The organism is uncultured Paraglaciecola sp. (genome assembly GCF_913020055.1).
Classification (GTDB): Bacteria; Pseudomonadota; Gammaproteobacteria; order Enterobacterales; family Alteromonadaceae; genus Paraglaciecola.
Window position 1 is genome coordinate 1 of the sequence record NZ_CAJWCF010000089.1, and the last position, 19,161, is coordinate 19,161.

Annotated in this window: 15 protein-coding genes, 2 tRNA genes and 1 pseudogene; 7 read left to right on the top strand and 11 right to left on the bottom strand. The window is 40.2% G+C overall.

Going from position 1 to position 19,161, the window contains the following annotated elements:
* The first annotated feature begins 277 nt into the window (after positions 1-277).
* The 6 genes from pspF (at position 278) to QZ488_RS16715 (ending at position 6,710) form a co-directional block, all read left to right on the top strand.
* The gene (pspF, locus tag QZ488_RS16690) at positions 278-1,372 is read left to right on the top strand and encodes a phage shock protein operon transcriptional activator (RefSeq protein WP_293750897.1); all 1,095 of its coding nucleotides are present in this window, start codon (positions 278-280) and stop codon (positions 1,370-1,372) included.
* Positions 1,373-1,453: 81 nt separating this feature from the next.
* Complete coding sequence (locus QZ488_RS16695) at positions 1,454-3,019, top strand: ABC transporter substrate-binding protein (protein WP_293750899.1); 1,566 nt, start codon at positions 1,454-1,456, stop codon at positions 3,017-3,019.
* Positions 3,019-4,050 carry an ABC transporter permease gene (locus tag QZ488_RS16700; RefSeq protein ID WP_293750901.1) on the top strand — a complete coding sequence of 344 codons (1,032 nt, stop codon included), beginning with the start codon at positions 3,019-3,021 and terminating at the stop codon, positions 4,048-4,050. The genes QZ488_RS16695 and QZ488_RS16700 overlap by 1 nt, the downstream gene beginning before the upstream one ends.
* The gene (locus tag QZ488_RS16705; RefSeq protein ID WP_293750903.1) at positions 4,037-4,930 is read left to right on the top strand and encodes an ABC transporter permease subunit; all 894 of its coding nucleotides are present in this window, start codon (positions 4,037-4,039) and stop codon (positions 4,928-4,930) included. Before QZ488_RS16700 ends, QZ488_RS16705 begins: the two co-directional genes overlap by 14 nt.
* On the top strand, positions 4,930-5,925 hold the full coding sequence (locus QZ488_RS16710; protein ID WP_293750905.1) for an oligopeptide/dipeptide ABC transporter ATP-binding protein: 996 nt from the start codon (positions 4,930-4,932) through the stop codon (positions 5,923-5,925). The genes QZ488_RS16705 and QZ488_RS16710 overlap by 1 nt, the downstream gene beginning before the upstream one ends.
* Positions 5,925-6,710 (top strand): ATP-binding cassette domain-containing protein, encoded by a 786-nt coding sequence (locus QZ488_RS16715; RefSeq protein WP_293750907.1) that lies wholly within the window; start codon positions 5,925-5,927, stop codon positions 6,708-6,710. The genes QZ488_RS16710 and QZ488_RS16715 overlap by 1 nt, the downstream gene beginning before the upstream one ends.
* Before the next feature lie 55 nt (positions 6,711-6,765).
* Here the strand turns inward: QZ488_RS16715 and QZ488_RS16720 are convergent, their stop codons facing one another.
* The 8 genes and pseudogenes from QZ488_RS16720 to QZ488_RS21555 form a co-directional block, all read right to left on the bottom strand.
* Positions 6,766-7,896, bottom strand: coding sequence for a sodium ion-translocating decarboxylase subunit beta (locus QZ488_RS16720; RefSeq protein WP_293750909.1), 1,131 nt, complete (start codon positions 7,894-7,896; stop codon positions 6,766-6,768).
* A gap of 8 nt (positions 7,897-7,904) precedes the next feature.
* The gene (gene oadA / locus QZ488_RS16725) at positions 7,905-9,695 is read right to left on the bottom strand and encodes a sodium-extruding oxaloacetate decarboxylase subunit alpha (RefSeq protein ID WP_293750911.1); all 1,791 of its coding nucleotides are present in this window, start codon (positions 9,693-9,695) and stop codon (positions 7,905-7,907) included.
* A gap of 26 nt (positions 9,696-9,721) precedes the next feature.
* Complete coding sequence (locus QZ488_RS16730) at positions 9,722-9,988, bottom strand: OadG family protein (RefSeq protein ID WP_293750913.1); 267 nt, start codon at positions 9,986-9,988, stop codon at positions 9,722-9,724.
* A gap of 283 nt (positions 9,989-10,271) precedes the next feature.
* Positions 10,272-10,348, bottom strand: a tRNA-Arg gene (locus QZ488_RS16735).
* Between the two features lie 26 nt (positions 10,349-10,374).
* A tRNA-Ser gene (locus QZ488_RS16740) sits at positions 10,375-10,464 on the bottom strand.
* A gap of 311 nt (positions 10,465-10,775) precedes the next feature.
* Positions 10,776-10,991, bottom strand: a complete 216-nt coding sequence (gene csrA / locus QZ488_RS16745; RefSeq protein WP_293750915.1) for a carbon storage regulator CsrA — start codon at positions 10,989-10,991, stop codon at positions 10,776-10,778.
* A 142-nt stretch (positions 10,992-11,133) separates the two neighbouring features.
* Positions 11,134-13,731 carry an alanine--tRNA ligase gene (gene alaS, locus QZ488_RS16750; RefSeq protein ID WP_293750917.1) on the bottom strand — a complete coding sequence of 866 codons (2,598 nt, stop codon included), beginning with the start codon at positions 13,729-13,731 and terminating at the stop codon, positions 11,134-11,136.
* A 126-nt stretch (positions 13,732-13,857) separates the two neighbouring features.
* Positions 13,858-13,956, bottom strand: a pseudogene (locus QZ488_RS21555) (regulatory protein RecX); the annotation flags it as partial.
* Between the two features lie 393 nt (positions 13,957-14,349).
* On the opposite strand from QZ488_RS21555, the gene QZ488_RS16760 reads away from it, so the two are divergent.
* The gene (locus QZ488_RS16760; protein ID WP_293750919.1) at positions 14,350-15,513 is read left to right on the top strand and encodes a GNAT family N-acetyltransferase; all 1,164 of its coding nucleotides are present in this window, start codon (positions 14,350-14,352) and stop codon (positions 15,511-15,513) included.
* Here QZ488_RS16760 and QZ488_RS16765 read toward each other — a convergent pair.
* The 3 genes from QZ488_RS16765 to QZ488_RS16775 all read right to left on the bottom strand — a co-directional run.
* Entirely contained in the window at positions 15,510-16,100 is a 591-nt protein-coding gene (locus QZ488_RS16765; protein WP_293750921.1) for a DUF938 domain-containing protein, read from the bottom strand. The two genes, QZ488_RS16760 and QZ488_RS16765, sit on opposite strands and share 4 nt — an antisense overlap.
* 13 nt (positions 16,101-16,113) lie before the next feature.
* Entirely contained in the window at positions 16,114-18,777 is a 2,664-nt protein-coding gene (gene metH, locus QZ488_RS16770; RefSeq protein ID WP_293750923.1) for a methionine synthase, read from the bottom strand.
* A gap of 9 nt (positions 18,778-18,786) precedes the next feature.
* A partial coding sequence (locus QZ488_RS16775; RefSeq protein ID WP_293750925.1) for a homocysteine S-methyltransferase family protein occupies positions 18,787-19,161 on the bottom strand: 375 nt, incomplete at its 5' end.

Consider the following 19,161-nt stretch of genomic DNA (forward strand, 5'->3'; position numbering starts at 1 on the left):
TCTAAAATGGAATTAATATTTGAGTTCACTATGTCTGTGAAACGCGAGAAGATACCCATAGTCTTTACCTCTTTTATCAAATGTTAGTTAAATACTGTTACTTAACTGGATTATTGGTTTTTCTTATCAACTATTATTCAATTAATAGGCCAACATGGTGACTTAACTAAATTATTGATTTTAAACAAATATTAATTTACACACTGAGCAGTGAGATCTACAATAATTAGTAAGCAGACTATTAGTTAGTCGTTTAGACCACTTTTTGAGGATATTGATGAGCCGCTTTAACCAACAAGATAATTTGCTAGGTCACTCCAATAACTTTTTAGAAGTGTTAGAGCAAATTTCACAAATCGCTCCTTTGAATAAACCTGTATTAATCATTGGTGAAAGAGGCACGGGTAAAGAGCTTGTAGCTGCCCGTATGCACTTTTTGTCTAAACGTTGGGAACAAAGTTATTTAAAACTAAATTGTGCTGCATTAAACGAAAGCTTATTAGAAAGTGAATTGTTTGGCTACGAAGCGGGTGCATTTACTGGTGCGTCTAAACGCCGAGAAGGACGATTTGAAGCTGCAGATAATGGCACCCTATTTTTAGATGAGCTGGCGAATACCTCAGGAATGGTGCAAGAAAAGCTATTGCGGGTAATTGAATATGGCGAATTTGAACGTGTGGGTGGTTCTCGTAGTGTGAAAGTTGATGTGAGGCTGGTAGCTGCAACAAATGAAGATTTACCTGCCCTAGCCGATTCAGGTGAGTTCCGAGCAGATTTATTAGATAGATTGGCATTTGACGTAATCACCCTGCCCCCTCTGCGTGAGCGCCGAGAAGACATCATGATGTTAGCTGAAAATTTTGCTATTAACATGGCCAGAGAACTTGAAATGGAGCTATTTAGTGGATTTACTGAAAAAGCCAAACGTACTTTAATGGACTACCACTGGCCGGGTAATATTCGTGAATTAAAAAATGTGATCGAACGTGCAGTCTATCGCAGCAACAATCCCAATTTGCCAGTGCATAATATTATTTTGGACCCTTTCGAGTCAATTTACCGCCCCCAAAAAAGAACCAAAACGCTCGACAGAGTTGCTCAACCAGAGGTTGTTTCTTCTCCTCCAATAGCAGAACATATACCACAAGTGCCTTTGGTTTCTGAGCAAAGAACAAACCCAAGTTTCGATTTCCCAGTGGATTTAAAAGAACTTTCCCAAGACTTTGAGATTAATTTAATTAACCAAGCATTAGCAGATAGTCAATTTAATCAAAAGAAGACCGCAGAGAAACTCGGATTAACTTATCATCAATTACGTGGTTATCTAAAAAAGTACAATTTGTTAGATCAAACTAATGAAGATATGGATTAAGCTAATATTGTGAATATAATCAAAAAGCACAACAAAAATGCTAGGTTCAAGACAATTTCAATTGTCTTAGCAAGTATATTATTGTGTGCTTGCGATGTACTTCTTCAATCGGAAACAGATCCTAATGGCATTGTATATTGTTCGGAAGGAAGCCCTGCGAGCTTTAATCCACAATTAGATACATCAGGTACGACTGTGGATGCATCTTCACACCAAATTTATGATCGATTAATAGATTTTGATCCTGTAACTGGAGATGTAGTACCCGCTTTAGCTACCAGTTGGCTGGTCAGTAATGACGGTAAAACCTATACATTTCAACTTCGACAACAAGTCCCTTTTCACCAAACTGAAACCTTTAAACCTTCACGTTTTTTTAATGCTGACGACGTGTTATTTAGTATCGATCGTTGGCGCCTGATTAACCATCCTTATCACGACATTTCAGGCGGAAGATATCCTTATACTGACAGTCTCAATCTTGGTAGTTTAATAACAAAGGTTGAGCGCATTAATGGTTATCGAGTAGAAATCACCCTTAATAAACCAGAAAGTTCGTTTCTAGCTAATTTGGCGACAGATTTCGCAGTAATATTATCCGCCGAGTATGCCGACAAACTGATTTCACGGAACCAAAAAGAGCTAATAGATTACCAGCCAATTGGCACTGGGCCTTATCAATTGGCGAACTTTCGCCAAGACCGTTATATTCGTTATACAAAACACCCCAAGTATTGGCGCCAGATCGAGTTAACTGACAAACTCATATTTGATATCACCTCTTCCAGCTCTCTTAGACTGGCTAAACTACTTACCGGCGAATGTGATGCGATTGCTTTACCAGCCCACAGTGAACTAGAAGTGATACGACAACAAGACGACTTGGTATTAGATGAAAAGCCTGGCCTGAATATAGGTTTCTGGGCGTTTAATACTTCTAAACCTCCATTTAATAATCCTGAGGTACGCCGAGCATTAGGCATGGCAATCGATAAAAATGCTTTGATTGAGGCGATTTACTTTAATAGTGCTATTGCAGCAAAGAACATTGTTCCTCCAACATCTTGGGCTTTTCAAGCTGATGTGAGATCACTTAGTTATAATCCAATCGCGGCAAAAAATTTACTACGTGAACAAGGTGTACCCGAAGACTTTTCAATGACCGTTTGGGCAATGCCAGTGCAACGAGCTTATAATCCCAATGCCATGAAAATGGCTGAACTAATCAAAGCCTATTTGCTAGAAGTCGGTATTCAAGTCAATATTATCAGTTACGAATGGTCAACATTTAGAGAGCGTTTAACCGAGGGGCTACATGACTCTGTGTTAATTGGCTGGTCGGCTGACAATGGCGACCCTGATAATTTCTACCGCCCGCTGTTGTCGTGTGCTGCCATAGAGTCTGGTACTAACAGGGCAATGTGGTGTTCTGAAGAATATGACTTATTAATTAATAAAGCTTTGCAGTATACAGACATAGGCGAACGGACCTATTTTTATGGAAAGGCGAATGAGCTACTGGCTGAACAACTGCCTTTGATCCCCATTGCCCATGCGTCTAGATACCAAGCCCATAGAAAAGAATTAGACGGGTTAGTGATTAACCCTTATGGCGGCGTGCGTTTTGGCGGAGTGAAAAAACTGTAATGGTTAATGTCTTGCTGCGCTATTTAAATCTTGTTGTTGTCACCCTTTTTATTCTGAGCTTATTGTCTTTTCTTTTGGCCTATTTATTTCCTGGTCAAGCCGTAGAAAATCTAACCGGTTTAAGGTTGGATGAGTTAAGCACATTACAAAATAACCAATTGAAATACGCTATAGACGATAATGTTTTTGTCCAATACTGGTATTACATGGGTGAGTTATTTGCCGGAAACTGGGGTGTCAGTTTTAGTTCTGGTTTACCACTATATGAAGACATTGGTCATTATCTTCCCGCTAGTATAGAGCTCAGTGCATATGCACTATTCCTGTCTTTTTTTATTGGTTTACCTTTAGGTTTCTTAGCAGCGTTACAACATCATAAACTTACCGACTATGGTCTACTATCTGTGAGCTTATTGGGTTACTCCATACCAGTATTCTGGCTGGCTTTGATCATGATTTTGGGATTTTCTCTGCAACTAGGATGGTTTCCGCTATCTGGGCGACTTAGCTTAATATTTGAAATCCCTAGTATCACGGGATTCATTTTAGTCGATATTTTACTATCTGATTCTATCGACAAACAATCAGCTCTCATTGATGCATTAAGACATCTTATTTTACCCACGTTATCCATTGCTATTGTCACCACAACATTAATATTGCGTATTACAAGGCGTTCGGTAATTGAAACCTTAAATAGTGAATTTATCTTAGCCGCTTACGCTAGAGGGTTAACGCCTAGACAGGTTTTGATGCGTCATGGAGTGAGAAATGCGTTGATACCTATTTGGCCACTGTTAGCTATGCAATTTCCCACCTTATTAACAAATGCGATGATAGTAGAAAGTATCTTTTCTTGGCCTGGTATAGGTAATTGGTTAATTCAGGCTATTTATCAACAAGATTACCCCGCGATTAGAGCTGGAATGTTAGCCGTATCTGTTTTGGTTGTTATTTTCACCATGTCGATTGATCTTACGATTCGTCTTACCGATCCAAGACGCAGGAGGGTTGGACGTGCCGCAATCTAGTTTATATCAAGAAGAGCATCATCCCTCACCGCTACAGTACACTTGGTTGGAATTCAAAAACAACCATATAGCTGTCGCTGGATTGTTTTGTTTTGTGTTCTTTTTAACCATCACTATTTTTTGCCCATTATTGGCGCCATTTGACCCGAACGTGCAACAAATAGGTGATTTGCTCATACCACCCGCTTGGGATCCTAACGGTGGCATTAGCCATTTATTTGGAACTGACGCCTTAGGTCGTGATTTATTATCTCGAATTATCTATGGCTGCAGAATGACTTTTGGCATTAGTTTACTTTTAGTTCTGGTGGCAATGCTGCTGGGTGTGGGTTTAGGAGGAGTGGCGGGAATGAGCAGAGGGTTCCGCTCGAGTTTTCTTAACCATACTTTAGACTCAATTCAAGCCATCCCTACTCTACTGATAGCCATCATTATCATCGCTATTTTAGGCCCAGGATTAGTCAATAGCATGTGGGCAATAGCACTCGCACTCATACCTCAATTTGTCCACCAAACTCGAGACTTTGTCAGACATGAATTGTCTAAAGAATATATTATGGCTGCCAAACTAGACGGAGCCAGCAATACACATATTTTTTTCCATTCCATTTTGCCAAATATGGGGGAAATGCTAGTGGTACAAGCGACTTTAGCACTATCTGTTTCTATATTGGATATCAGTGCATTAGGCTTCTTGAAACTAGGTGCTCAAGCACCTTCGTCTGAACTAGGCGCAATGCTTTTAGAAGGGATAGAAGTTGCTTACATTGCCCCATGGATTATTGCTTTGCCAGGTGGAGCATTATTTCTCATGATGATATCAATCAACTTAGTTGGCGATGGTCTGCGCTCTGCACTTAGAAATAGGCTACTACACTAATGGTTTTGCTCGATATCAAAAACCTAACCTTAGAAATTGATATATCTGGAGGATGGGTAAAGGCACTTGATAAAATCAACATGGTAATTCATGAAGGTCAAATTCATGCATTAGTTGGTGAGTCAGGCTCAGGAAAAAGTTTAATCGTTAAAGCGATTGTTGGGGCACTACCTTATCGCTGGCGAATTACTGCCGACCGAATGACTTGGAAAGGACAAAATCTATTAACTATGTCTGTCAGCGCAAGGCGTAAGATAATTCGTAAAGATATATCAGTTATTTTTCAAAACCCGATTAATTCTCTCGATCCGACCTTGACCTTAGGCCAACAGTTAAAAGAAATGTTACCCACTGACAAGTTGAGCAAACTTTGGTTTTGGCAGCGCAAAAAAGAAAAGCATGCTTTGGCGGTAAAGTTGTTACATAAAGTAGGCATTAAAAACCATCAACTATGTCTTGATAGTTACCCCCACCAAATTGCCAGTGATGTAGTGCAGAAGTTTATGATTGCCATGGCACTCGCATCTGAGCCTAGGTTAATCATTGCCGATGACCCTACAAGAGGCATGGAGGTCACATCAAAAACACAAATATTGAAGTTACTCAGTAGAGTCAACCAAGTAAAAAACATGAGTGTTTTGTTCGTCAGCCATGACTTATTAGCTATTTCCAGTATGGCTAGTTATATGACCGTTTTATATTGTGGGCAAACGGTTGAAAGTGGTGAATTACATCAACTCAGAAAACGCGCCTTCCACCCCTATACTCAAGCATTATTAGACAGCGCTCCTAGTTTTCGTAAAGACCTACCGCCTAAATCGCCGCTTAGCTCGTTAGATGGCACTATTCCTACTTTGCATCATTTACCCATAGGTTGCAGATTAGGTCCAAGGTGCCCAAGAGCTCGCAAAGAGTGTGTGGCGATACCTCAAATTAGACGGGTTCATACACATTTTTACAGTTGTCATTTCCCACTACATTGGGAAGCCAAGTGATGGATTTAATTAATGTTGAAGACTTAACGTTTCAAAATTGCACTAAACATATGTGGTCAAAAAGCCAAGTAATCTTTGATTTAGGGCCTGTGAGTTTTACTTTAAAGGCAGGCGAAACTTTGGCAATCGTGGGCGATAACAGCTCAGGTAAGTCATTATTGGCAAAACTTCTTGTAGGTTTAGAAACACCTAAAAGTGGCACCATTCATATGAATGGTGTGCAATTAAACAAATCGAATATTAGTGTCAGATGCCACGATATTAGGATGATTTTTCAAAACAGCAATGAATCCCTTAATCCAGGACTGACATTAGGTACCATTTTAGAAGAGCCACTGCGCCTCAACACCAAACTAAATGCGCAACAACGAAGTGCATTAATCGAACAGACTCTGCGACAAGTCGGCTTAATGGCGGAACATCGTTTTTTTTACCGGCATATGTTGTCAGATGGACAACGGCAAAGAATAGCGCTGGCTAGAGCCCTGATACTCAACCCTAAAGTGATTGTTGCAGATGAGCCCTTTGCTGCATTAGATCCTTCTGTGCGTTCTCAGGCAGTAAACCTGCTAATGAAATTACAACGTGATTTAGGCTTAGGATTTATATTTATTTCCCATAATCTAGGCATAGTTAGACATATATCTGACAAAGTTATCATCATGAAAGAGGGAAAAGTCGTAGAATCCGGAAAAACCGATGCCATATTCAATTGGCCAAAGGATGACTACACTAAAAAATTAGTGGAGTCGCATCAAGCATTAGTGAATAGACAACACAATTGATACTTGATACTGCTATGCAAACTGAAACAGTTATACATAGCAGCATGTTGTAATTTTATCCTACAAGCGCCAACAATATCCCAGCAGCCACGGCCGAACCTAATACACCAGCCACGTTAGGCCCCATAGCATGCATAAGTAGGAAGTTATGATGGTTAGCCTCAAGTCCAACCTTATTCACCACTCGTGCAGCCATAGGCACCGCAGATACACCAGCAGCACCAATTAACGGATTGATTGTTTGGCTACTCAGTTTACTCATCAATTTAGCCATCAATATGCCCGCAGCGGTGCCAATGGAAAATGCAATCGCACCAAGAGCCAAAATACCTAAGGTTTCAACAGTCAAAAATTTATCAGCTGATAACTTTGAGCCAACGGCTAATCCTAAAAAGATAGTCACAACATTAATTAACTCGTTTTGAGCACTATTACTTAATCTATCAACTACACCTGACTCTTTCATCAAGTTACCTAAGCAGAACATCCCTACCAAAGGTGTGGCAGTGGGCAAAAATAAAATACACAGTAATAATACCGCTAGAGGAAAGATAACTTTTTCGCGCTTAGATACAGCTCTAAGTTGCGGCATTTCAATTTTTCTTTCTTCTTCAGTCGTAAACAAACGCATGATAGGAGGCTGAATAATTGGCACTAACGCCATATAAGAATAAGCAGCTACGGCAATTGCACCTAGCAGATCAGGGGCCAATTTGGAGGCCAGAAATATTGCTGTAGGTCCATCTGCACCACCAATTATGGCGATTGCGGCGGCGTCTTGTAATGAAAATTCGAAGCCAGGTACCATGTTTAATGCAATAGCACCAAATAAGGTACCAAAGATACCAAATTGCGCAGCAGCACCAAGTAGCAGCATTCTAGGGTTGGCAATCAATGCACTAAAGTCAGTCATCGCCCCTACCCCCATGAAAATTAGGAGAGGAAATACACCTGTTTCTATACCAACGTAATAAACTAAGTAAAGTAACCCTCCAGGATCACTAAACCCAGCCAACGGAATGTTGGTTAAAACAGCACCAAAACCAATTGGTAACAACAATAAAGGTTCAAACTTCTTAACAATAGCTAGATATAGTAATAATGCGCCAACGCTCATCATGATCACCTGACCTAACTCAAAATGAGCCAGAGAGGTGCTTTGCCATAATAATTCGAGCTTTTCCATTTGGTTTCTTATCCTATGACTAATAAAGGTTGACCCGTTTGCACGGCATCACCTTCTTTGGTTGAGATATTGGATATAACGCCTGATACAGATGCACGAATTTCTGTTTCCATTTTCATAGCTTCCATAATGATAACTACGTCACCGGAATTGACTGACTGACCTTCTTTAACCAACACTTTAAAAATATTGCCTGCCAATGGTGAATTTAATGCTTGTCCTGTTGATGAAGGTGCACTAGCTGCTGGCGTTGAAGGCGAGGTATCTGACGTTGGCTGTACACTTGTTAACTCACCATTCTGGGAAACTTCAACCTTAAACACTTGACCGTCAACGCGCACCGAATACGCTTCTGCACCAGAGCTTTTTGACTCAGGCGAAGAAGTATTTGCTGCAGCGACTTGAGATGTTTGACTGGGTGCTGGCTCGAATGCAGCAGGATTGTTTCTATTTTTAAGAAACTTTAAACCGATTTGCGGAAACAAAGCATAGGTCAACACATCATCGACCAAATCATCTGCCATTTGGATGGATTCTTTTTGAGCTATGTCGGTCAGCTCAGTGGTAAGCGCAGCTAATTCGTCTTCGATTAAATCGGCTGGACGACAAGTAATCGCTTCTTTACCTTCTAATACACGTAATTGAAGTTCAGCGTTAACTGGAGCAGCCGTTGCACCATATTCACCTTTAAGTACGCCAGCCGTTTCTTTACTGATGCTTTTGTAACGTTCGCCAGTTATTACATTAATAACAGATTGAGTACCAACAATCTGTGAAGTAGGAGTCACTAAAGGAATAAAACCAAGATCCTCTCTCACTTTAGGTATTTCTAGAAGCACTTCATCCATCTTGTCTTCAGCACCTTGCTCTTTAAGTTGGCTTTCCATGTTAGTTAACATGCCACCAGGCACTTGAGCGATTAAAATACGTGCATCAACACCTTTGAGGCTGCCTTCAAACTGTGCATACTTTTTACGCACATCTCGGAAGTAACTCGCAATGTCAGTAAAGGCTGGTAATGCTAAACCTGTATCTCGCTCTGTCCCTTCAACTATAGACACGACGGTTTCGGTCGCTGTGTGTCCATAAGTCATACTCATAGACGAAATAGAGGTATCTAAAATATCAATGCCCGCATCAATCGCTTTTTGATAAGTCGCTGTACTCAATCCAGTAGTAGCATGGCAATGCATGGCAATAGGTACTTCAATAGATTCTTTTAATCTGGTTACCAACTCCTCACATTCGTAAGGTTTAAGCAATCCCGCCATATCCTTAATACAAATCGAATGCACGCCCATGTCTTGTAATTCATTGGCCATATCTAACCAAGTTTGCAAAGAATGCACAGGTGACACTGTATAAGACATGGTGCCTTGAGCATGTGCACCTTGTTTAATCGCTGCCTTAACCGCTGTTTGTAAATTACGAATATCATTCATCGCATCGAATATACGGAATACATCGACACCATTTGAGTGTGCTCGCTCAACAAACTTTTCAACCACGTCATCTGCATAATGGCGATAACCTAAAAGATTCTGCCCCCGTAACAACATTTGCTGTTTAGTTTTAGGCATGGCTTTTTTAAGCTGACGAATACGCTCCCACGGGTCTTCACCCAAATAGCGAATGCAGGAATCAAAAGTCGCCCCACCCCATGTTTCAAGAGACCAATAGCCTATATCGTCTAATTGACTTGCTATCGGCAACATGTCTTCCAGATGCATTCTGGTGGCAAGAATTGATTGGTGGGCGTCACGCAGTACAACATCTGTAATCGCTAGTGGTTTACGCATGGGGATACATCCTTAAAAAAGTTAAACTAGTGTGACTGTCTATGTTGAAAAATAGCGGCGCTGATTGCTGCCACAATTTTTGGAGACACGCCTTGATGATTAGCCAAGGTTTTATTAGTAAACTTGGTTTGGTTTTCTGTAGCGTTTAGCGACTCATCGGGTATGAGCTTATTAATCCAAGCAATCAGAGAAATAGCACCAATTAACATTGATAAAAATAAAAACACCACGACCATTCCAACTAATAATAAATTGGCGGCTTCTGCAAGAGCATTTGCGACTTCAGGTTGCATAAAAACGAGATCTCAACATTAAACATTTTATAAGATATAAGTACCATGCAGCCTAAGAAAACACAACAAAACGCCAAGAGGAAAAGTGCATAAAGAATAAGAAAATATTCGGATAATATGAATATTTACCCAACTTACCTCAATCATTAACACGATGCTTACATATGGAGTAATAAATCACACTAAAAAGTAGCCAAATTGGTATTGAATAGTTATTTATCAAAAAATAACGATTTAAAAACAAAAAAGCCCTTAAAGATAAATCTTTAAGGGCTTTAATATATGGTGCGCGTGGAAGGATTCGAACCTCCGACCACCTGGTTCGTAGCCAGGTACTCTATCCAGCTGAGCTACACGCGCATTAACACTTTTCACATCAAAATCTATGGCGGAGAGGGAGGGATTCGAACCCTCGGTACGAATAAACGTACGGTTCCTTAGCAGGGAACTGGTTTCAGCCACTCACCCACCTCTCCGGAACTTAGATCTTGCACCCATTGTCGGATATTTTACCGCTAACTAGCTTAGATTTGCTTTCTAATTAGTAAGCTTTAGCTCCCCCTAACTCAGGGTTAACCTCTCCTAAATGTGGAGCCGAAGTTTACCGATCCACATGAGTAAGTCAAACACTTTTTATGAAGTTAATGACGGCTTGCTGGCATTTTAAACGATTATTAACTAAGTGCTTATTATTTGTCAGCTTTGGGCAAAAAACACACATCAACCAAGACTAAAAATTAGACATAAAAAAAGCTGGTTACCCAGCTCTTTTTAGTCCAATCACTAATTAGTCTTCGTCAGTACTTGTTGCCTGTTCGTGGGCTGCAAGTTGAACGTTCTTTTCAGCTTGGATTCGCATATAAATTTCTTCACGATGCACAGATATTTCTTTAGGCGCGTTCACACCAATTCTTACCTGATTACCTTTTACCCCTAATACTGTCACGGTGACGTCATCACCAACCATTAGGGTTTCTCCAACACGACGAGTTAAAATTAGCATTCTATTGCTCCTTTATCCGTTAAAAGTACGATCCCTTCCTTAAAGTTAGTGTAAATTACTAGCATAGCCAGAAAACTTACCCAATCGGTTTTTCCCTATTTTTGTTGTCACCACAAAAAACAACCGAAAAATACATATCCTATTATAATTTTTCTTCTAACCAAGATTTCACTGATGCAATGGCTGAGTCTAAGTTTTGTGGTTGAGTTCCGCCAGCCTGAGCCATATCAGGACGACCTCCTCCCTTTCCACCAACCTGTTGGGCAACAAAATTAACCAATTCACCCGCTTTCACCTTGGATACTAGATCTTTTGTCACACCTACTATCAAGCTAACTTTACTTTCTTCAGCTATGCCCAAAACAATGATCGCACTGCCGAACTGATTCTTAAAGTCATCGACCATACTTCTCAGCGCTTTAGCTTCAACGCCCTGTAATACTGTAGACAACACTTTCACGCCTTTTGTTTCATATACATCAGACAATACATCTGTCGTGGCGTTACTGGCTATTTGCTGCTTTAACTTCTCTAGTTCTTTTTCTACAAGTTTGTTTTGGTCTAACACCTGCTTAATACGTACAGATAAATTTTGCGTATCGGTTTTTAATAAACCCGCCGCCTCGTTCATTTTCTGACCTTGAGCCTGCACAACCTCTAACGCTTTTCCCCCAGTAACCGCTTCTATTCTTCTGACACCGGCTGCGATACCACCTTCAGAAATAATCTTAAAGAAACCAATATTACCGGTCCTATCAACATGCGTCCCACCACACAATTCCATAGAGAAATCCCCCATAGAAACGACACGTACGTCTTCGGCATATTTTTCACCGAATAAAGCCATAGCGCCTGCAGTTTTGGCTTCGTCCAAATTCATCAATTGTGTTTTTAAAACATGATTAACACGAATTTGTTCGTTAACCAGTTTCTCAACACTTTGAAGTTCCGTATTAGTCACCGCTTCAAAATGTGAAAAATCAAAACGAAAACGGTCTTCAGATACCAACGAACCTTTCTGATTTACATGTTCGCCCAAAACTTTCTTCAATGCAGCATGCATAAGGTGTGTAGCAGTGTGATTTAGCTTTATTGCTTCACGGCGCTCTACATCAAATTCAGCTTGTACCACATCAAGTAATTTAAGCTCTGAATGGGCAATCCCCTTGTGAGCAATTGCATTACCCAACTTAACGGTGTCCCTTACAACAAAACTACCGTTAGCAGTTTTGAGTAAGCCAGAGTCTCCGACTTGACCACCTGATTCAGCATAAAAAGGGCTATTGTCTAAGACAACTACGCCTTCTTCGCCCGCACTCAATTGTTTAACTTGTTGGCCATTGGCAAACAATTCAACAATTTTCGCCGGACTACTGTACTGATCATATCCGGTAAACTCAGAAGTACAATTAGACTTTAGTAGCTCGTTATAATCTGTATCAAAATTGCTAGCTTGTTGGGCGCGTTTACGCTGCGCTGCCATAGCAGCCTTAAAACCTTCTTCATCAATACGTAGTTCTTTCTCACGGGCTACATCATTAGTTAAATCTGCCGGGAATCCGTATGTATCGTAAAGTTTAAAGACCAATTCACCAGGCACCACATCAGTATTGAGTTCGTTAAGAGCATCATTGAGGATATTCATTCCTCGCTCAAGAGTACGAATAAACTGTTCTTCTTCGGTTTTTAATACTTTTTCAATAAGTTCACGATTGGCTGTTAACTCGGGATAAGCATCGGCCATTTGATTTTCCAAAGCCTCTACCAAACGATAGAAAAACACGTCACTTGCACCCAGTTTATTACCATGTCGAACAGCCCTGCGGATGATTCGTCTTAATACATACCCTCGCCCCTCATTTGACGGAATAATACCGTCACAAATCAAGAAACTACAAGAACGGATATGATCGGCAATAACACGTAAGGACTTATCTTGTTTATCTTCAACTCCGACAATATTAGCTGTGGCCTCAATCAAATATTGAAAAATATCGATCTCATAATTGCTATGTACATTTTGAAGAATGGCTGAGATCCGCTCTAAACCCATACCCGTATCAATAGAAGGTTTAGGTAATGGCTGCATTGTCCCATCACTTTGACGATTAAATTGCATAAAAACCAAATTCCAGATTTCAATAAACCTATCACCATCTTCTTCTGGAGAGCCTGGAGGGCCGCCCCAGATATGCTCACCGTGATCATAAAAAATTTCTGAACATGGACCACAAGGCCCGGTATCACCCATAGACCAAAAATTATCTGAAGTGCTAATTCTAATAATTTTATCTTCACTCAAACCAATCTTGTTTTTCCATATATCGAAGGCTTCTTCGTCTGAATGATAGATGGTAACCAACAATTTATCTTTAGGCAGGTCCAATTCTTTAGTTAAAAAGTCCCAAGCGTACTGAATGGCATCTGTTTTAAAGTAATCGCCGAAGCTGAAGTTACCTAACATTTCGAAAAAAGTATGATGACGTGCTGTATAACCCACATTTTCTAGATCGTTATGTTTACCGCCTGCTCGCACACAACGTTGCGAAGATGTCGCTTTGTCGTAACTACGTGATTCAGTACCTAAAAACACATCTTTAAACTGGTTCATCCCAGCATTTGTAAACAAAAGTGTAGGATCGTTTGCAGGAACTAAAGATGAACTGGATACTTTTTGATGTCCCCTAGCGGCAAAAAAATCTAGAAATGCACACCGGAGCTCGGCGGTTGTTTTACTCATTTACAATCCTGAAATATTAATAATTAATGGAATTCGAATATGCCTAAACCATTATACATAGTGGTTTGGGCGCCAAAGATATCAGTTTAGTGGGCTATTGTTAAGGATAGTGTGAGTACAAAAGCGTTAATCTTTTACTGATTCAATAACATAACGAATTTGTTCATGGATAAAACCACGATAATACAAAAACCGTTGTTGTTTTTGCTGCTCTTTAAAATATTTCGCTGATTTACCAACATATTTATTTTAAACACTTTTACCGCCAATCCGTACCAGTCGATATCAAGTTCATTCATTGCTGCGCAGTAATCTGAGCCTAAATTTTATACTCTCTTAACTGGTTACGTATGCGTGATTCTCCTATGCTTTTATTCGAGCGACCTCGAATCAAAGATTCAGCAAACCTTTCATTACTTTGTCAATTATGTTGACTAAATTTGGCAATCTATTCTAGGCATAAATGACGCTCAAAATCCCGCTGCAAAAGCTTCTTGAACAATTCGTGTTTACTGTGTTCCCGTCCAGCGAGCAATCGAGTAATGGTATATTTAATGATCTTCGTATCATTCTCTGCCATATTAGGTAAGTAAATTTAGCAAAAGGTTAAACTTAACATTGTCGATATCAAGCTCGAAATATACATTCAAATTTAGCACCTCTATTGAGCAAATTGGTCAATCAATTTGGGCTCCTTTAGCTGAAGGTAGTAGCCCATTTTGCCAATACCCTTTTTTACACGCGTTAGAAACCTCTGGCTCCGTGGGTGGGAAATCGGGGTGGCAACCTTTTCATTTAGTAATTTATCAAAATTCACAGCCCGTTGGCATCCTACCTTTATATAAAAAAACACATAGTTACGGAGAATATGTATTTGATTTCGCTTGGGCAAACACTTATCGACAATATGGCGTTAACTATTACCCCAAATTAATCGCAGCTATTCCTTTTACACCAGTAACTGGCGCTAGATTAATGCTCGACGATAAAGTCGATAGGCAACAGCTACTACCCGATTTGTGCGATGAAATAACCGAGCAATTAAAATTAGAGGGCATGTCTTCGATTCACTGGTTGTTTGTTGATCAAGATTTCAGCCAGTTGTTGCAAGCCCATGGTCAAGTGCAGCGCAAAGCAATTCAGTTTGAGTGGTTTAATCGTCAATATGTTTCTTTTGAAGATTATTTGGCGTGTTTTAATTCTCGCAAAAGAAAAAATGTAAAAAAAGAACGTCTAAAAATAACCACCGAAGGTATAAAAGTCGTTCGTTTACATGGGGACAGCTTAACCGAAGAGATCATGGACTTTTTTTATCACTGTTATAAACAAACCTACTTAAAGCGCAGTGGTCATAGTGGTTATTTAACCGAAAATTTTTTTCAACAAATTTTTAAAGATTTACATAAAAATTTAATGTTAGTCATCGCTTTAAAAAACGAACAACCTGTTGCAAGCGCATTATTTGTATTTGATAAAAAGCAACTATGTGGACGTTATTGGGGTGCTTTAGAGGAAGTGCAAAATTTACATTTTGAGTGTTGTTACTACCAAGGTATAGAGTTCTGTATTGAACAAGATATCGCTCATTTTAATCCCGGCACTCAGGGCGAACATAAAATTCTAAGAGGATTTGAGCCCATATACTGTTACTCAAATCACTCACTTAGAGAACAAGCATTCCATGAAGCTGTAGAGAGGTTTGTTGAACAAGACAATACTCATATTGAACAATACAAAAACAATGCTGAAAAACTTTTACCTTTTAGACAAACAGAAGGTTAATTAGTTTTTTGCCAAATCAGCATAAAATTGTTTGCCGGCATTGAGACTCTTTCGATAAGAGTCAGAGGTTTGGCCCAATGGATCAACTCATCAATATCTCGAATTCCTCCACAACCTTGCTCATTTAGATGTTCGTCGAAGGCCGCATTTGACTCACTGGTATATTGCCCTTGAAAGTTATACGGCCCGTATTGGCAAAATATGCCACCAGCAGGCAAGTTATCAGCCACTAATTTCATCATAAGTTGTGCTTCTGAGGGTTGCATTATGTGCGTAGTATTTGCTGTATACACGGCATCAATGTGACCTAAGGGCCAATCGTTAATGCCGATTGTAAATGACATAGGCTGAAACAGATTATTAACTGAAACATCTTCAATCCAGGCCTTTATACCACCATGATTATGTGGCATATCGCTAGTATGCCATTGTAAATGTGTGAGCCTAGGAGCAAAAAAAGCGGCATGTTGACCTGTGCCAGAACCAATTTCCAGTAGTTTTTTACTGCTAGCAAGTACCCTATTCAATACGTCTAAGATAGGTTGTTTGTTATTTTCACAGGCTTGGCTAAAAGGTTTATCAAACATGACGTTCCATTAATTATTGAAGGTTAGGCCCAAGCCATTTTTCAGCTTCTAATCTACTCCAATTTTTGCGAGCTGCATAATCGAGTAATTGATCTTCTTGTATTTGTGCCACAGCAAAATAACGACAATCAGGATGCGAAAAGTAAAAACCAGATACCGCAGCACCAGGCCACATGGCGTAACTTTCTGTAAGTTTCATGCCCGTGTTTTTCTCGGTATCAAGCAGATCCCATATCAATTGTTTTTCAGTATGTTCGGGACAAGCTGCATAACCAGGAGCTGGTCTTATACCTTGGTACTTTTCGCGGATCAGTTCTTCGTTAGATAATTTTTCATCTGGTACAAAGCCCCATATTTCTTTACGCACTTTTTCATGCAAATATTCAGCAAAGGCTTCTGCAAATCGGTCAGCGAGAGACTTAACCATAATAGAATTATAATCATCGCCATCATCTTCGTATTCTTTGGCTAAACCATCCTCCCAAGTTCCCGCAGTCACCGCAAATGCGCCAAGATAATCAGCTTTGCCAGAAGACTTAGGTGCAATAAAGTCACTAAGACAATTATTTGCTCCTTTGGGTTTTTCGGTTTGTTGGCGAAGATGGTGAGCAACATGAGTCACTTCATTCCGATTTTCGTCGGCATAGATTTGAATATCATCTTGCACGCGGTTAGCTGGGAATATCCCCATAACACCACTTGCTTTGAGCTTAGGATTGTCACACAAGGTTTTCAGCATAACTTGTGCATCATCAAATAGGTTTTGCGCTTCTTTGCCTACTACTTCATCTTGTAAAATGCGTGGATACTTGCCTGCTAAAGACCAGGTTAAGAAAAACGGCGTCCAATCAATATAATCCACCAACTCAGCTAAACCAACACTCACTGCGGTCACACCTAATTTGTTAGGTACCGGAGGCTGATAATTATCCCAATCAAACTTAAAGCCATTTTCTCTGGCTTGTTCTAAGGTAACGGGTCTTGTTCGTGGCTTTTTCTTGGCATGTTGCACTCGCACCTTTTCATAATCGAGTTTTAGTTCTTCTGCATAGATTGCACGATTTTCAGCAGTGATCAGTTTTTGACACACTCCTACTGCACGACTGGCATTTGGCACGTACACGACTGGATGTTGATAATTGTGCTCAATTTTTACTGCAGTATGGGCTTTTGAAGTCGTTGCTCCACCAATTAACAAAGGCAAATCGAAGTTTAAGCGCTGCATTTCTTTTGCAACATGCACCATTTCATCAAGAGATGGCGTAATCAATCCGGACAGACCAATCATGTCGACATTTTCATCTTTGGCCACTTGCAACAATTTTGCACAAGGCACCATCACGCCAAGGTCGATGATCTCAAAGTTATTACATTGCAGTACTACGCCAACAATATTTTTGCCAATGTCATGTACATCACCTTTTACCGTCGCCAACAATATTTTGCCGTTACTGCTGCCCTTATCTTTTTCAAGTTCAATATAAGGATTAAGATAAGACACGGCCTTTTTCATGACTCGGGCAGATTTGACCACCTGAGGAAGAAACATTTTACCCTCACCAAACAAATCGCCAACTACGTTCATGCCATCCATCAATGGCCCTTCGATAACATGTAGCGGTTTTTCTGCTGCAAGGCGAGCAGCTTCAGTGTCTTCTTCTATGAAATCCATGATGCCGCGCACTAGAGCGTGCTCTAAACGTTTGTTGACTGGTAAATCACGCCATTCAAGGTTTTCTTTAACCACGGCTTTGCCGTCGCCTTGATATTTAGGGGCTAACTCTAAAAGTTTATCTGTAGCTTGGTCATGACGATTTAAAATCACGTCCTCAACCGCTTCTTTTAGCTCTGCTGGAATTTGGTCATACACTTCCAGCTGCCCAGCATTAACAATGGCCATATCCATACCTGCTTTAATCGCATGATACAAAAACACCGAATGCATAGCCTCGCGTACTGGATTGTTACCTCGAAAAGAAAAAGAGACGTTGGATAAACCACCGGACACATGAGCATGGGGTAAATTTTGACGAATACGCCGAGTCGCATTAATAAAATCTACCGCATAATTGTTATGTTCTTCAATCCCCGTTGCAACAGCAAAGATATTTGGGTCAAAAATAATATCTTGGGCAGGGAATCCAATTTTTTCAGTGAGTAATTTATAACTACGTTCACATATTTCAAATTTTCGCTCTTCGGTATCTGCCTGTCCTTTCTCGTCAAATGCCATGACAACTGTTGCTGCACCATAACGTTTTAACAACTTAGCTTGGTGTAAAAAGTTTTCTTCACCTTCTTTCAAGCTAATAGAGTTAACAATAGCTTTACCTTGTACACATTTTAAACCTGCTTCGATGACAGTCCATTTAGATGAATCAATCATGATAGGCACGCGAGAAATATCAGGTTCAGATGCAATCAAATTTAGAAAACGGGTCATGGCTGCTTCAGAGTCCAACATGGCTTCATCCATGTTGATATCTATAATTTGCGCACCGTTTTCGACCTGTTGACGGGCCACGTCTAAAGCTTTTTCGTACTCATCATTCAGGATCAAACGCTTAAACATGGCTGAACCAGTCACGTTGGTCCGTTCACCTACATTGATAAAATTTGCGGAGGTCTTAGCTTCGACGAGAATAGCTTGCTCAATATCTAAATCATTAATACTCATCACTACCGCCTAATGGACAAAAGGTTCTAAACCAGACAGGCGCATTTTCACCTCTCGTTTTACAATTTTACGAGGCGTGTAATCTTTTACCGCATCGGCGATGGCCGCAATGTGTTTTGGCGTACTGCCGCAACACCCACCAACTATGTTTAATAAGCCAGACTCTGCCCACTCTTTAATGTGCGAAGCCATCTCATCACTCTCCATATCATATTCACCAAATTCATTTGGCAAACCTGCATTCGGGTGAGCAGACACAAAACATTCAGATACTTGAGATATTTCCTCTACATATTGACGCAATAGATCAGGACCTAACGCGCAATTTAAACCAAAGGAGAAAGGCTCTATATGATTCATCGAATAATAAAAAGCTTCAGCCGT

Excerpts from the sequence above, each read along its gene's own strand:
- QZ488_RS16720 (WP_293750909.1), bottom strand. The coding sequence starts at position 7,896 with ATGGAAAAGCTCGAATTATTATGGCAAAGCACCTCTCTGGCTCATTTT.
- QZ488_RS16700 (WP_293750901.1), top strand. The coding sequence starts at position 3,019 with ATGGTTAATGTCTTGCTGCGCTATTTAAATCTTGTTGTTGTCACCCTT.
- QZ488_RS16710 (WP_293750905.1), top strand. The coding sequence starts at position 4,930 with ATGGTTTTGCTCGATATCAAAAACCTAACCTTAGAAATTGATATATCT.
- pspF (WP_293750897.1), top strand. The coding sequence starts at position 278 with ATGAGCCGCTTTAACCAACAAGATAATTTGCTAGGTCACTCCAATAAC.
- QZ488_RS16715 (WP_293750907.1), top strand. The coding sequence starts at position 5,925 with ATGGATTTAATTAATGTTGAAGACTTAACGTTTCAAAATTGCACTAAA.
- metH (WP_293750923.1), bottom strand. The coding sequence starts at position 18,777 with ATGAGTATTAATGATTTAGATATTGAGCAAGCTATTCTCGTCGAAGCT.
- QZ488_RS16730 (WP_293750913.1), bottom strand. The coding sequence starts at position 9,988 with ATGCAACCTGAAGTCGCAAATGCTCTTGCAGAAGCCGCCAATTTATTA.
- oadA (WP_293750911.1), bottom strand. The coding sequence starts at position 9,695 with ATGCGTAAACCACTAGCGATTACAGATGTTGTACTGCGTGACGCCCAC.
- alaS (WP_293750917.1), bottom strand. The coding sequence starts at position 13,731 with ATGAGTAAAACAACCGCCGAGCTCCGGTGTGCATTTCTAGATTTTTTT.
- QZ488_RS16765 (WP_293750921.1), bottom strand. The coding sequence starts at position 16,100 with ATGTTTGATAAACCTTTTAGCCAAGCCTGTGAAAATAACAAACAACCT.
- csrA (WP_293750915.1), bottom strand. The coding sequence starts at position 10,991 with ATGCTAATTTTAACTCGTCGTGTTGGAGAAACCCTAATGGTTGGTGAT.